The sequence below is a fragment of the Massilia frigida genome (genome assembly GCF_011682175.1).
GTDB lineage: Bacteria > Pseudomonadota > Gammaproteobacteria > Burkholderiales > Burkholderiaceae_D > Telluria_A > Telluria_A frigida.
Genome location: NZ_WHJG01000004.1, coordinates 45,953 through 59,870 on the forward strand (window position 1 = coordinate 45,953; position 13,918 = coordinate 59,870).

The following is a 13,918-nucleotide window of genomic DNA, read 5'->3' on the forward strand; positions in this document are numbered from 1 at the left end:
GCAGATCTCGGGCACAACGCCGCCAGATGACGTGTGCCGTGCGGCCGCGATCCGCACAAGTGCCGGCGCAATGTCCCGACAACTTGCAAGACACCCCCAGATATTTTCCTGACTGGTCGCGGTCCCCTCACTTCAATGCTTGAATGGACCAAAACGATCCTTTTGAGCGCGACAACTTGGAGCCGGCGGAAGCCTTGCTGATGGCGCAGGAGAACGCCCGCGATTATTTTCAGGGCGAGCTGTATCAGAAAGATGGCAAGCAGCGACTCGAAGGCATCACCATTGAAAGGCCGGGCGATGCCACCTTGGAACTCGACGAAGCGGAGACGGGCAAGTTGTTCATGATCCCGGACGGTTCAACCGTATGGGCGCTCACCGTGAGGGAAAAAGAAGACGCGCCGGCCGGCCTGGACGTCATGTCGAACAACGTTTTCATGGCCGAGAACGAGAACGCCAGCGTCATCGCCTACAGGGATGAAGAGGGTACCGCCCTTCGTGTCGACGCGCTCTATATTCGCAGGCTGATTCTGTCAGCCGACGCTCCCGAGCGCCTGGCGACCGTGTCCTTTGGCCTCATGGCCATCACGGCATACCGACTGGGTTTCGATCATATCGAGCTCTTTGCCGCTGGAAACGGACCGGTCGATCAGGACGATCCCGACGGCTTCGTCGGATTTGCCGTCTGGCCGAAGTTCGGCTTCGACGCCGGACTCAATCCTGTTGAACTGAGCAAAGCGCCATCGGAAGCGTTGCGGGCCTGTGAAACGGTTCAGGACGTGCTTGCAACCGATCCGGACTGGTGGGCGCAGCACGGTCGCGGCAGGGAGATGCGCTTTGACCTGACCGCGCACAGTCGCAGCTGGAGGATTCTGCTAAACTACCTATACGACGTACTCCCCCTGCCGGAGCTTGAATCATGACCGCTCTTAAGAAGACGCCACCTGACCAGAACAGCGCCTACAAATTGGCGGCGGCCGCCCGCCGCGCCAGGGTTGCCTCCATGGCCACGCCAGTTGTTGGCGAACTCAAGCCGTCCCAAGGCCGCATCCGGGTCACCCTGGCCGGCAAGCCCATCAGCCGCGACCGCAGGTCGGCGGTGTTCGGACCGTCGTCGATCGACATCCCGGAGTTTTCCAGCGTCCGGAAACCCAAGTGAGCATACAACGAGCGGCCAACAGGCCGCTTTTTTTGGCCCGGAACTTTCTCCTTGAGTGATCTTCCTATTTATCACTCAAGCATTTTTGGTGTTTTTCGGCGTGAAACCGGATACCGTTTGGTTTTAAAGCGCATGAGGGACGTCGAAAAAAACTGTAGCTTACGGCGCAAGTGCCGTTCGGGAAGCACAGCCGTACGAGCTACGGTGCACTACACGCGCGCTCATGAACATCGGAGCCACACACTGGCCGGCTTATCCCGCGATCAACTCAGGCGCACAGCGCGCGGTTGCGGCCCTCGGTCTTGGCGCGGTACATGGCGCGGTCGGCATGCTCGACCAGCTGTTCCGGGCTGCCGGTCTCGTCGGCCATCAGCGACACCACCCCGATACTGATCGTCACCACCCCGTACGGCGACTTGGCGTGCGGCAGCGCCAGCTTTTCCAGCGCCAGGCACAGCGCGCCGGCCAGTTCCAGCGCTTCGGCGGCGCTGGTGGCGGGCGCCAGCAGCGCGAATTCCTCGCCCCCGTAACGCGCCACCAGGTCGGTGGTGCGGCGCGCGTGCGCGGCAATCACACCGGCCACCGCGCGCAGGCACTGGTCGCCCGCCTGGTGCCCGTAATGGTCGTTGTAGCTCTTGAAGTGGTCGACGTCGAGCATGGCCAGCGCCACCGGATAGCCGTTGCGCGCGGCGCGCCGCCATTCGGACTCGAGCGCGGTGTCGAAGCCGCGCCGGTTGTTGATGCCGGTCAGCCCATCGGTGCTCGACAGCGCCGCCAGCTTGGCGTTGCTCGCTTCCAGCTCGGCGGTGCGCTCGGCCACCATGTGCTGCAACTGTTTCTGGCGCCGGGTCAGGTCGCGCACGCGGGCCCGGTAGGCGCTGCTGACCAAGCCCAGCGCCAGCAAGGCCAGGATCAGGCGGAACCACCAGGTTTTCCACCACGGCGGCAGGATCGTCACCGTCATGCTGGCCGCGTTGTCGCTCCACATGCCCTGGTGGTTGGCGGCGCGCACCGAAAACACATAGGTGCCCGGGTCGAGGTTGGTGTAGGTGGCGCTGCGGTGGGCGGCGTCGGTCACCACCCATGCGCGGTCGAAGCCGGCCAGGCGGTATTTGTAGGTGTTGCGCACCGGATCGGTGAAGTGCAGGGCCGCGAATTCGATCGAGAATACCGAACCGTCGCCGGCCAGGGTCAGGTTGAGCGGGGCCGTCACCGCGCCATCGAGGCGCAGCCCGGGTACCGCACAGCCGTCGCGCAGCGAGCGGTTGAACACGCTGATATCGGTGATCGCCACCTGCGGCGGGGCCGACACGCTGCGCACCGCCGCCGGGGTCACCCCGGTGATGCCCTTGACGCCGCCGAAGTACAGGCGGCCGTTGGGCGCGGCGTGCGCGGCGCCGGTGGAAAACCCTTCCGACAAGCCATCCGCGGCGGAAAAGCGCGCCACCTTGCCGCTGTCCGGATCGAGCCGCAGCAAGCCATTTGCGGTGCTCAGCCACAGCTGGCCGGCCTGGTCGCTGCGCATGGCCAGGATCTTGACCTGCCCCACGCTGTCGGGCTGCTCGTAGCGCTGGAAGCGGATCGCGCCCTTGGCATCGGTGAGGATCTGGTTCACCCCGCGCGCGGTGCCGGCCCACAGGCGCCCGCGCGGGTCCTGGTACAGCGAGACCACGTTATTGTCCGACAGCGAAGCGGGGTCGCTGGCGCGGTAGCGCAGGTGGCGGAACTTGCCGCTGGCCTGGTCCAGCACGTCGAGCCCGCCGCCGCCCCATTCCGAGCCCATCCAGACGCGCCCGAGCCGGTCTTCGACGATGCTGGTGGTGCTGTTCACGCTGCGGCTGTCGGGCCGGGCCGGGTCGGACGGGAACTGGGTGCTCTCGCCCGTGGCCGGGTCGTAGCGCACCACGTGCTGGCCGGTGCCGAGCCACAGGGCGCCGCCGGCGGCCGGGGCGATGGTGTTGATGAAGTCGCTGCCGACCGAGCCGAAGCTGACCACCTTGACCGGCACGCCGACCCCGTCCAGCCGGTTCAGGCCGGCCGCGGTGCCGATCCATAGCGGCCCGCCCGGCTGCTGGTGCAGGCTGTACACGATGTTGCTGCTGAGCGCGCCCGGCTTGCCGTCGGCGCGGTAGCTGCGCAGCACCGCGCCGCTGGCGCTGTCGAACAGGGACAGGCCGGCATTGTTGGCCAGCCACATGCGCCCGTCGGGCGCGCCTTCCATGGCGCGCATGGCATTGTTGGGACGCAGGTTGTTGGCCTCGACATCGAACGGAATGTAGCGCTGGAAACCTTCGCTGTTCAGGTTGACCAGGCTGATGCCATCGGTGATCGAGCCGATCCACAGCATGCCGCTGCGGTCGTGCATGACGGCGCGGATATCGTCCGACGGCAAGCTGTAGGAATCGTTGGCGCGGTGCACGTAATGCACGGGGGTGCTGCTGGCCTGGTCCGCGGCTTTATCCCAGCGCAGCAAGCCCGCCGCCAGGGTGCCGGCCCAGACCGTGTCGTTGCGGTCGCCGTACAGGTAATTGATGCGGGTGGCGGGCGAGGGCACTTGCTGGCGCGCGCTCCAGGGCTGCTCGGTGCGCCAGGTCACCACCCCGGTTTCGGTGCCGATCCAGAGCGTGCGGTCGGGCGCGAAATGCAGGGCGCGCACGATGTTGAGCTTGGGATCGGGGGATTCGGGCCGGTCGACCCGGTAGTGCACGAACTGGTCGGCGCCCGGCGCCAGGTAATCGAGACCGCCCGGCCAGGTGGCGGCCCACACGCCGCCGTGCTGGTCCATGGCGATGGCGTTCAGGTCGTTGGAAGCCAGGCTGCCCGAGCGCGCCGCGTCGTGCAGGTACAGGGTAAACTTGCCGCTGGCCGGGTCGAAATGCTGCAGGCCGCCCCAGGTGGCCAGCCACATGCCGCCCTTGCCGTCGCCAATGATTTCCTTGATGATGCGCTGCGCGCCCGGACCCGGACCCGGCGGCGGCGCGAAGCGGGTGAAGTTGTTGGTCTGGGGATTGAAGCGCGCCAGCCCGTTCTGGGTCGCCACCCAGATGGTGCCGGCCGCGTCTTCGTACAGGTCCGACACGCGGTCGTGCGGCAAGTTGCCGCCGCTGTTGGCGTTGCTGACGTACTTGACCGCGTGGTAGCCGTTGTAGCGGTACAGTCCGCCGCTATGGGTGCCGATCCAGACGAAGCCCTGGCGGTCTTGCAGCAGCGCCAGGATGGACAGCTCGTCCGAGTCGAAGGAGGCGAGGCGCTTGAAGCGCAGCGGCGAGGTCGGGGTGGCGCTGGCCTGGGCCGCGCCCTGCAGACACAGGCAAGCGCACAGGCAGGCGCACAGCAGCATGCGCAACAGGGCGGACAGGCGGTGCGCGGAGGCGGTAAATACGGTTGGCATGTCAAATAGGTGTCTACAGTACCGGTCACCCCAGGAATGCCGGGGAACCCGGGCAGTGTAAACCAAGTTGACTCTGCGGCAATACCTCTTTCTTGATCTTATATCGATGTACAGTTGCCGGGATTTAGGGTATCGTTTACGGCACTATTATTGCATCTACGTCCGTACGGCCGGTTCTGCCGACGCTGTCGTGGCACACTTCGAGCTGGCCACCGGTCTTGCCACTGCCCGGCTCGTTCCCGTCCATCCTGGAAGTTCCCCGCGTCGGCCTGTCCGGACGTAGAGCATATCGAACCAACGCCCGGAAAACTTATGTCTGAAACACCGATTACCATCGAAGCCGACAGTGAACCCACCGTCAAGTTCGCCGATTTCGGCCTTGCGCCGGAGATCCTGCGCGCACTGACGGACCAGGGCTATATCCACCCGACGCCGATCCAGGCCGCCGCCATTCCGATCGTCCTGCAGGGGCGCGACGTCATGGGCGCGGCCCAGACCGGCACAGGCAAGACCGCCGGTTTTTCGCTGCCCATCATCCAGCTGCTGCTGGCCCACGCCAGCCCCAGCATGTCGCCGGCGCGCCATCCGGTGCGCGCCCTGGTGCTGACCCCCACGCGCGAGCTGGCGGTGCAGGTGGCCGAGAACGTCAAGGCCTACGCCCAGCACACTCCGCTGCGCTCGACCGTGGTGTTCGGCGGCATGGACATGAAGGGCCAGACCATCATCCTCAAGGGTGGGGTCGAGATCGTGATCGCCACCCCGGGCCGCCTGCTCGACCATATCGAACAGAAAAACGTCAGCCTGGGCCAGGTGCAGATGCTGGTCATGGATGAAGCCGACCGCATGCTCGACATGGGCTTCCTGCCGGATTTGCAGCGCATCATCAACCTGCTGCCGAAAAAGCGCCAGAACCTGATGTTCTCGGCAACCTTCTCGCCGGAAATCAAGAAGCTGGCCAACAGTTTCCTGACCGATCCGGTGACCATCGAAGTGGCGCGCAGCAATGCCACCGCCGACAAGGTGACCCAGATCGTCTACAAGGTCGCCGACGAAGCCAAGCGCGACGTGGTCGAATTCCTGATCCGCGGCCGCGACCTCAAGCAGGTGCTGGTGTTTTCGAACACCAAGATCGGCGCTTCGCGCCTGTCGCGCCACCTGGAGCAGGGCGGCATCAAGGCCACCGCGATTCATGGCGACAAGACCCAGCAAGAACGCATGGCCGCGCTCGACGCCTTCAAAAAAGGCGAGATCGACGTGCTGGTCGCCACCGACGTGGCCGCGCGCGGCCTCGATATTTCCGACCTGCCGTGCGTGATCAACTTCGACTTGCCGTACAACGCCGAAGATTATGTGCACCGGATCGGCCGCACCGGCCGCGCCGGCGCCTCGGGCGACGCCTTGTCGGTGTTTTCGGACAAGGACGAGCGCTTGCTGGTCGATATCGAAAAACTGATCAAGCAGACCATCACGCGCGGTGAACTGGCCGGCTTCGTGGCCAGCAGCGCCGCCAGCGGCGGGCGCAGCGACGCATCCGGCGAGCGCCGTCCGCGCCGCGACGACAGCCCTGCCGGCGCCGCCCGCCCAGCCGGGCGTCCGGCCGAGCGCAGCAGCGGCGGCGAACGCAGTTTCGAGCGCAGTTCCAGCAGTAGTTCTTCCGGTCCGCGTTCGGGGCCGTATCCGCGCCGCGAAAAGGTCGATCCCTGGTTCCTGGCCCCGTACGAGCCGGCCAAGAAGACCACGCCGGTGATTGCCGACCAGGTCAGCACCAGCACCAAGCCCAAGCAGAAGATTGCCGTCCTGCTCGGCGGTTCGCCCAAGCAGTAAGCAGCCGGCCCGGCGCCGCTTCGCGCGCGCCGCGCTGCCGGCCGATTGTTGCCTGGATGTATAATTTGCTTATATGCAATGCCGCCACCCGCTTGGCTTTCCGGCCGGGCGCCGCGGCGTTTCTCTTTTTACTCAATGTCTAGCCATGAACAAACTAATTAATCAAAGCATCGCCATCCTCGTGCCTTGTTATAACGAGGAATTGACGGTTGCCGCGATTGTTCGCGACTTCAACGCCTGCCTGCCGCAAGCCGTGGTGTATGTATTCGACAACAATTCCAAGGATGCCACCGTGCGCCTGGCGCTTGACGCCGGCGCCGTGGTGCGCAATGTGCCGCTGCAAGGCAAGGGCAATGTGATCCGGCGCATGTTTGCCGACGTCGACGCCGATATCTACATCATGGTCGACGGCGACAATACCTACGACGCCAGCGTGGCGCCCCAGCTGGCCGAAAAACTGGTCGACGAAGGCCTCGACATGGTGGTCGGCACGCGCGTCTCGACCGAACAGGAAGCCTACCGCTTCGGCCACCGCTTCGGCAACCGCCTGCTGACCGGTTCGGTCGCCGCGGTGTTCGGCAATACCTTCACCGACATGCTGTCCGGCTACCGCGTGTTTTCGCGCCGCTACGCCAAGTCCTTCGCGGCCCACTCGGCCGGTTTCGAGACCGAAACCGAACTGACCGTGCACGCGCTGGAGTTGCGCATGCCGGTGGCCGAGGTCGAAACCATTTACCGCTCGCGTCCGGAAGGCTCGGTCAGCAAGCTCAATACCTACCGCGACGGCGTGCGCATCCTGTGGACCATCGTCAAGCTGTTCAAGACCGAAAAGCCGCTGGCCTTCTTCTCGCTGGCGTTTTTCGCCTTCATGCTGGCCGCTGTCGGCCTGGCCTTCCCGCTGCTCCAGACTTACCTGGAAACCGGCCTGGTGCCGCGCCTGCCGACCGCGATCCTGTCGGTTGCGCTGAGCCTGTTCGGCGTGATTTCGCTCAATTGCGGCCTGATCCTCGATACCGTCACCAAGGGCCGCATCGAACAGAAGCGTTTCGCCTACCTGGCCATTTCCGCTCCGCGCGTCAAGCATGCCTGAGGCGGGTAGTCAGCGATGAAGCTCGGTACCCAGGTGCTGCGCTTCGGCGTGGCCGGCGTGGCCGGCCTGCTGGTCGACCTGGCCGTGCTCGAACTGGCGCGGCGCGCCGGCATGAATCCCTATGCCGGCCGCGCCGCTTCCTTCCTGTGCGCGGTGTTCGCCACCTGGCAGATCAACCGCCGCTACACCTTCCATCCGGCCGGCATCTCGCTGTGGACCGAATGGTGGCGCTACCTGCTGGCCATGAGCGGCGGCGGGGCGGTCAATGTCGCCACCTACAGCGCCATCGTCTGGAGCTTCCCGAACGTGCCTCACATCCTCTCGTGGGGCGTGTGCGCCGGTTCGCTGGCCGGCATGGCGGTCAATTTCGTCGGCGCGCGCTGGTTCGTCTTTCAACGGTAATCCCCCTTAACGGTAATCCCCCTTATATCGCAGGTGTGGCATGAATGCAGTGACTCGAGCAATTTCCCGCCTGGATGCGGGCGTGGTGCGCCTGTGGGATGGGCTTGACCGCGCCGTGGTACTGCGCCTGTCGATGTGGCTCGGGCCGGTGCTGGCCGGGCTGGTGTCGATGTGGCTGGGGCAGGATGCCAACTGGGATTTGCGCAATTATCACTGGTATAACCCGTACGCCTTCCTGAACGGCAAGATCGGCTTCGATCTCAATCCCGGCCAGTTCCAGAGCTATTTCAATCCCACCATCGACTTGCTGTACTACGGCCTGGCCACGCATTTTCCGACCCGCGTGACCGGCTTCGTGATGGGCTTTTTGCACGGCCTCAATTACGTGCTGCTGCTCATGATCACGCGCCAGGTGCTGCGCAGCGGCGAGCCGGCCGCGGCCGGCGCGGCGCCCTACCGCCTGCCGCTGATGCTGGCGCTGGCCGGCTGCACCGGCTTTGCCTTCCTCAGCCAGCTCGGCAACACCATGGGCGACAACCTGACCACGCTCACCGTGCTGGGCGCCATCGCGCTGCTGCTTAACCAGTGGCCGCAGCTGCTGGCCGGCGGCGCGCGCGGCGCCATGGTGGCCGCGCTGGCGGGCTTGATCATCGGCGCCGGCACCGGCTTGAAGCTGACCAATGCCAACTATGCGCTGGCCCTGTGCCTGGCGCTGCTGACCCTGCGCGCCAGCCTGTGGCGGCGTATCGGCACCGCCTTCGTGTTCGGCCTGGGCACCCTGGCCGGCATCGCCGCCAGCGCCGGCCACTGGTACTGGCTGATGTGGAAGCAGTTCGGCAATCCTCTGTTCCCCCAATTTAACAATATCTTCAAGGGCCCGCTGGCCGCGCCGATCAGCGTGGCCGACATGGGCTGGGTGCCCAAGGGCTTGAGCGAATTCCTGCTGTGGCCGTTCATCTTCACCTTCAATCCGCGCCGCGTGATCGAGTTGCCGATGACCCAGATCCTGTGGCCGATCGTGTACCTCGCTTTCATCGTCTTCATCGCCCAGCGCCTGCGCCGCCTGTGGCTGGCCGCGCCGGCGCCGTCCGCCACCGCAACAGCGGGCGCCGACGCTGCCGGCGCGCGCATGCTGCTGGTGTTCTTCGCGCTCTCGTATGTGATCTGGCTCAAGCTGTTTGGTATTTACCGCTACCTGGTGCCGCTCGAACTGATCGCGCCGCTGGTGCTGTGGCTGCTGCTGCACCGCCTGTGCGCGCTGCCGACCGCGCGCGTGATCGGCGCCAGCTGCCTGCTGCTGGCCGTCGTGGCCGGCATGCCGCGCGTGAACTGGGGCCACCATTTCAATGGCCCGACCAGTTTCCAGGTCCAGGTGCCGGCCTTCGCCGATCCATCCCAGAGCATGGTGTTTACCGTGCATGGCGACCCGCCGATGTCGTGGCTGATACCGAATTTCCCGTCGCGCCTGGCATTCGCCGCGCTCGGCTCGGGCTTCCCCGAGTCGCCGCAATTTGCCGCGCGCGTGGCCGAGATGGTCGCCGCCCGCAAGGGACCGCTGTATGTCATGCTCACCGCCAACGGCCTGGCCCCCGGCCCGCGCCAGGGCGGCGCCGTGCCCGACCCCGACACCATCGCGCGCCAGCTGCGCGTGCATGTAGCCGGCCAGGAAATCCTCAAGCGCTACGGCCTGACCTTCAACGACGCCAGTTGCATCGTCTACGAAGCCGGCTTCGGCGGCAGCAAGAACAGCGATCCCTACCAGCTGTGCGAGGTCGGCAAGCTGCCCTGAACGCCTGCACCGGGCGCGCCTCCTTGCGCCCATTGCAATAATTGATTTGTGGCAATTTTCGATTTTTCGCAACAAGGCGATGCTATAATCGCGCGCTTATCCGGCGCCGCCATCGCCGCCGTTTTTATCTGACGAGACATTCTATGGTTTTCAGTTCGGCAATTTTCCTGTTCTATTTCTTCCCGATTTTCTTGCTGTTGTATTACTCGCTGCCATGGAAAAATGCCATCCTGCTGATCGGAAGCCTGGTCTTCTATGCCTGGGGCGAGCCGCGTTTCGTGCCGCTGCTGATGCTCTCGGCCTTCCTCAATTACAGTTTCGGCTACCTGATCGCGCGCGCGGGCGGCCAGCGCAAGGCCTTGCTGGCGACCGGCATCACGCTCAACCTGGCGATGCTTGGCTACTATAAATACCTGGGCTTTTTCGCCGGCATCCTGAATGCGCTGGGTTTGCGCGAAGGGGCGCTGCCGGCCATCGTGCTGCCGCTGGGCATTTCGTTTTTCGTCTTCCAGGGTATTTCCTACCTGATCGACGTGTACCGCCGCGACATCACGGCGCAAAGCAGTTTCCTGCGCTTTGCCATGTACAAGGCCATGTTCCCGCAACTGATTGCCGGCCCGATCGTGCGCTACCGCCAGATCGCCGGCGAAGTCGATCATCGTTCGCTGTCCAACGAGCGCATCTGGATGGGCTTCCGCCTGTTCGTGCTGGGCATGGCGCAAAAGGTCTTGATCGCCAACTACGTGGCCCAGACCGCCGACTTCATCTTCGCCGTCGATCCGTCCAAGCTCGACGCGCCGGGCGCCTGGCTCGGCATCGCCTGCTACTCGATCCAGATCCTGTTCGACTTCGCCGGCTACTCGAACATGGCGATCGGGATCGGCCACATGCTCGGCTTTTCCTATCCGCCCAACTTCAACCGCCCGTATTCGGCCACCTCGATCACCGATTTCTGGCGCCGCTGGCACATCAGCCTGTCGACCTGGTTCCGCGATTACCTCTACATTCCGCTGGGCGGCAACCGCGCTTCGCCCCTGCGCACTTACTTCAACCTGGCGCTGGTATTCTTCCTGTGCGGCCTGTGGCATGGCGCGGCCTGGACCTTCGTGATCTGGGGCTTGTGGCACGGTGCCCTGCTGGTGCTCGAACGCCTGGGCGGCGCCAGGCTGCTGGCGCGCATGCCCGCGTCCCTGGCCCAGGCCTGGACCATGCTGTGCGTGATGATCGGCTGGGTGTTCTTCCGCGCCGACAATGTGCCGTACGCGCTCAAGTACCTGGGCAGCATGTTCGGCGCCTACGATGGCCAGGCCGAGCTGCACTCATGGCGGCATGACATCGGCCACACCGCCACCCTGGCGCTGGTGGTCGGCATCGTGCTGGCCTGCTGGCGCTTGCGGCCCGCGCCCGGCGTCAAGGACGAAGCGAAGGCGGTCCCGGCGATCGTGGCCACGCGCCAGGGCGTGCTGGCCAGCGGTACCAGCGCGATGCTGACGGCCCTGCTGGCGCTGCTGTGCATCACCAGCCTGGCGGCCGGCACCTACAATCCCTTCATCTATTTCAGGTTCTGACATGGCTTCGACAGTTTTTGCGCGCATCGGCCGGCACTCGGCCAAGATCTGCATCGTGTTCATGCTGGTGGTGCCGGCGCTGATGTCCATCAAGGCGACCCGCAGGCCCAACGATCCCAACCTCACGCCGCTGCCGGTGCGTCCGCATACGCCGCAGGAGTGGCTGGAAATGCCGCCCAAGGTCACGGCCTGGGTGAGCGACCATTTCGGTTTCCGTACCCACTTCATCGTGGCCGACAACGTGCTGCGTTTCAACCTGTTCCATGAGTTTCCCTCGATCCAGGTGGCTTACGGCCAGAACGGGCGCTATTTCATGGCGGCGCATGCCAAGACTGTCGGGCCGTACCAGGCCATGACGACCGTGTGCGGCAAGGGCAAGGCCAACGCCACCACCATTCCCTACCTGAACAAGCTGTTTACCACCTTCCACGCGGCGGGCATGGATCCGAAACTGCTGGTGGTGGCCTCGGCCCCGGCGGTGTACCCGGAAGACGTGCCGTCCGACCTGGTGGAAGAGTGCACCAGCACCAACACGGCCGCCGCGCGCGTGCTGGCCTCGCCCGAGCTGCTGCCGCAAGCGCGCGCATCGATTTTTTATCCGCTCAAGGAAATGCGCGAGATCAAGACGCGCGCGTCGCTGTTTCCCAACACCTGGTTCCACTGGGCCGGCGATGGCCTCGACGAGGTCGCGCGCATCACCCTGACCCAGTTCTGGAAAACCCCGCTCGACCAGCCGCCCATGCAGCTGCGCCGCTACAAGGGCGGCTCGGACATGTCGCATATGTTCATCGGCGTCAAGCTCGAAAGCGATGTGGTCGAGCCCGACCTGGGCGCGTCCGGCATCAAGGCGTGCTTCGGCGGCGAGTGCTTCCCCGAGATGCCGGCCATTGCGCGCATCCTGGGCGACGTCAGCCGCTTCAACAATCCGAAGGCGCCCAAGCGCCGCCTGCTGATCATCTCGGATTCCTTCGGCGAAAAAATGTCGCCGTGGTTTGCGCGCTACTACGGCGAGGTGGAACATTTCTGTACAAACCACACGCACGAGCTGACGCCGGAACAGATGGAAGAAATGAAGAAATATCTGTATCGCAACCCGGCCGATACCGATATCCTGTTCCTGTATCACGATGGCGGCGCCATGTATGACGTGCTGCGCAATGGTACCCAGATGATCTTGCCGCCGCCGCTGGCGGCCAAGCAGTAAGGCAGCGGGCCCGGCGCGGCCGGTTGCCGGTGATGAGCAACAACGTACTGCCGATCGGCGGCGCGCCCTCCCGGGCCGCCGCCGCTGTTTTCTTCTGACGAGACACCCATGGTATTTAGTTCAGCGGTCTTCCTTTTCTATTTCCTGCCCGGCTTTTTGCTGCTGTATTACCTCCTCCCCTGGAAAAACACGGTCTTGCTGGCCGGCAGCCTGCTGTTCTATGCCTGGGGCGAACCGCGCTTCGTGCCGCTGCTGCTGCTGTCGGCCTTCCTCAATTACAGCGTCGGCTACCTGATCGCGCGCGCCGGCCCGCGCCGCAAGGCGCTGCTGGTGACCGGGGTGGTGCTCAACCTGGCGATGCTGGGGTATTACAAATACCTGGGCTTTTTCGCCGGCATCCTCAATGGCCTGGGCCTGCGCGAAGGGGCGCTGCCGGCCATCGTGCTGCCGCTCGGGATTTCCTTCTTTACCTTCCAGGGCATCTCTTACCTGATCGATGTGTACCGGCGCGATATCACGGCGCAAAGCAGCTTCCTGCGCTTTGCCATGTACAAGGCCATGTTCCCGCAACTGATCGCCGGCCCGATCGTGCGCTACAGCCAGATCGCAGGCGAAGTCGATCACCGTTCGCTGTCCAACGCGCGCATCTGGATGGGCTTGCGCCTGTTCGTGCTCGGCCTGGCCCAGAAGGTCTTGATCGCCAATAACGTGGCACTCGCGGCCGACCGCATTTTCGCGGTCGATCCGTCCCGCCTCGACGCCGCCAGCGCCTGGATGGGCGTGGCCTGCTATTCGATCCAGATCCTGTTCGATTTCGCCGGCTACTCGACCATGGCGATCGGGATCGGCCACATGCTCGGCTTTTCCTATCCGCCCAACTTCAACCGCCCGTATTCGGCCACCTCGATCACCGACTTCTGGCGCCGCTGGCACATCAGCCTGTCAAGCTGGTTCCGCGACTACCTGTACATTCCCCTGGGCGGCAACCGCGCTTCGCCCCTGCGCACTTACTTCAACCTGGCGCTGGTATTCTTCCTGTGCGGCCTGTGGCATGGCGCGGCCTGGACCTTCGTGATCTGGGGCTTGTGGCATGGCGCCCTGCTGGTGCTCGAACGCCTGGGCGGCGCGAAGCTGCTGGCGCGCCTGCCCGCGTCCCTGGCCCAGGCCTGGACCATGCTGTGCGTGATGATCGGCTGGGTGTTTTTCCGCGCCGAAAACGTGCCGTACGCGCTCAAGTACCTGGGCAGCATGGCTGGCATCCACGGCGACCCGGCGCTGCTGCATCCCTGGCGCCTGGATGTGCAAGCCAGTTCGCTGACGGCGCTGGTGGTGGGCATCGTGCTCGCTTGCTGGCGCCTGCGCGCACCGGCCGTGCGCATGCCGGCCGTGCTGGTGCACGGCGGCCATCTGGCCTGGACCACGGCCCTGTCGCTGCTGTGCATCGCCAGCCTCGCGGCCGGCACCTACAACCCCTTTATCTATTTCCGCTTCTGA

10 protein-coding genes are annotated in these 13,918 nt (G+C 64.8%); 9 read left to right on the plus strand and 1 reads right to left on the minus strand.

The window, feature by feature from the left end; genetic code table 11:
• Positions 1 to 143: 143 nt before the first annotated feature.
• Both F2P44_RS05560 and F2P44_RS05565 read left to right on the plus strand, forming a co-directional pair.
• The gene (locus F2P44_RS05560; RefSeq protein WP_167085730.1) at positions 144 to 920 is read left to right on the plus strand and encodes a hypothetical protein; all 777 of its coding nucleotides are present in this window, start codon (positions 144 to 146) and stop codon (positions 918 to 920) included.
• Entirely contained in the window at positions 917 to 1,156 is a 240-nt protein-coding gene (locus F2P44_RS05565; protein ID WP_167085731.1) for a hypothetical protein, read from the plus strand. The genes F2P44_RS05560 and F2P44_RS05565 overlap by 4 nt, the downstream gene beginning before the upstream one ends.
• 268 nt (positions 1,157 to 1,424) lie before the next feature.
• Here the strand turns inward: F2P44_RS05565 and F2P44_RS05570 are convergent, their stop codons facing one another.
• On the minus strand, positions 1,425 to 4,547 hold the full coding sequence (locus F2P44_RS05570) for a ligand-binding sensor domain-containing diguanylate cyclase (RefSeq protein WP_167085732.1): 3,123 nt from the start codon (positions 4,545 to 4,547) through the stop codon (positions 1,425 to 1,427).
• Positions 4,548 to 4,859: 312 nt separating this feature from the next.
• Here F2P44_RS05570 and F2P44_RS05575 point away from each other — a divergent pair, with 312 nt between their 5' ends.
• The 7 genes from F2P44_RS05575 to F2P44_RS05605 all read left to right on the plus strand — a co-directional run bounded on the left by F2P44_RS05575 (position 4,860) and on the right by F2P44_RS05605 (position 13,918).
• Positions 4,860 to 6,371, plus strand: a complete 1,512-nt coding sequence (locus F2P44_RS05575; protein ID WP_167085733.1) for a DEAD/DEAH box helicase — start codon at positions 4,860 to 4,862, stop codon at positions 6,369 to 6,371.
• A gap of 145 nt (positions 6,372 to 6,516) precedes the next feature.
• Positions 6,517 to 7,461 carry a glycosyltransferase family 2 protein gene (locus tag F2P44_RS05580; RefSeq protein ID WP_167085734.1) on the plus strand — a complete coding sequence of 315 codons (945 nt, stop codon included), beginning with the start codon at positions 6,517 to 6,519 and terminating at the stop codon, positions 7,459 to 7,461.
• Between the two features lie 15 nt (positions 7,462 to 7,476).
• On the plus strand, positions 7,477 to 7,863 hold the full coding sequence (locus tag F2P44_RS05585; RefSeq protein ID WP_167085735.1) for a GtrA family protein: 387 nt from the start codon (positions 7,477 to 7,479) through the stop codon (positions 7,861 to 7,863).
• 40 nt (positions 7,864 to 7,903) lie between these two features.
• Positions 7,904 to 9,652, plus strand: coding sequence for a hypothetical protein (locus F2P44_RS05590; protein ID WP_167085736.1), 1,749 nt, complete (start codon positions 7,904 to 7,906; stop codon positions 9,650 to 9,652).
• A gap of 143 nt (positions 9,653 to 9,795) precedes the next feature.
• Positions 9,796 to 11,220 (plus strand): MBOAT family O-acyltransferase, encoded by a 1,425-nt coding sequence (locus F2P44_RS05595; RefSeq protein ID WP_167085737.1) that lies wholly within the window; start codon positions 9,796 to 9,798, stop codon positions 11,218 to 11,220.
• Position 11,221: 1 nt separating this feature from the next.
• The gene (locus tag F2P44_RS05600; protein WP_167085738.1) at positions 11,222 to 12,424 is read left to right on the plus strand and encodes a hypothetical protein; all 1,203 of its coding nucleotides are present in this window, start codon (positions 11,222 to 11,224) and stop codon (positions 12,422 to 12,424) included.
• Between the two features lie 108 nt (positions 12,425 to 12,532).
• Positions 12,533 to 13,918: an MBOAT family O-acyltransferase gene (locus F2P44_RS05605; protein WP_167085739.1), complete on the plus strand. Its 1,386-nt coding sequence runs from the start codon at positions 12,533 to 12,535 to the stop codon at positions 13,916 to 13,918.

Bases quoted from the DNA above. Each gene is read 5' to 3' on its own strand.
- F2P44_RS05575 (WP_167085733.1), top strand. From the start codon at position 4,860: ATGTCTGAAACACCGATTACCATCGAAGCCGACAGTGAACCCACCGTC.
- F2P44_RS05600 (WP_167085738.1), top strand. From the start codon at position 11,222: ATGGCTTCGACAGTTTTTGCGCGCATCGGCCGGCACTCGGCCAAGATC.
- F2P44_RS05560 (WP_167085730.1), top strand. From the start codon at position 144: ATGGACCAAAACGATCCTTTTGAGCGCGACAACTTGGAGCCGGCGGAA.
- F2P44_RS05565 (WP_167085731.1), top strand. From the start codon at position 917: ATGACCGCTCTTAAGAAGACGCCACCTGACCAGAACAGCGCCTACAAA.
- F2P44_RS05590 (WP_167085736.1), top strand. From the start codon at position 7,904: ATGAATGCAGTGACTCGAGCAATTTCCCGCCTGGATGCGGGCGTGGTG.
- F2P44_RS05580 (WP_167085734.1), top strand. From the start codon at position 6,517: ATGAACAAACTAATTAATCAAAGCATCGCCATCCTCGTGCCTTGTTAT.
- F2P44_RS05605 (WP_167085739.1), top strand. From the start codon at position 12,533: ATGGTATTTAGTTCAGCGGTCTTCCTTTTCTATTTCCTGCCCGGCTTT.
- F2P44_RS05595 (WP_167085737.1), top strand. From the start codon at position 9,796: ATGGTTTTCAGTTCGGCAATTTTCCTGTTCTATTTCTTCCCGATTTTC.
- F2P44_RS05585 (WP_167085735.1), top strand. From the start codon at position 7,477: ATGAAGCTCGGTACCCAGGTGCTGCGCTTCGGCGTGGCCGGCGTGGCC.
- F2P44_RS05570 (WP_167085732.1), bottom strand. From the start codon at position 4,547: ATGCCAACCGTATTTACCGCCTCCGCGCACCGCCTGTCCGCCCTGTTG.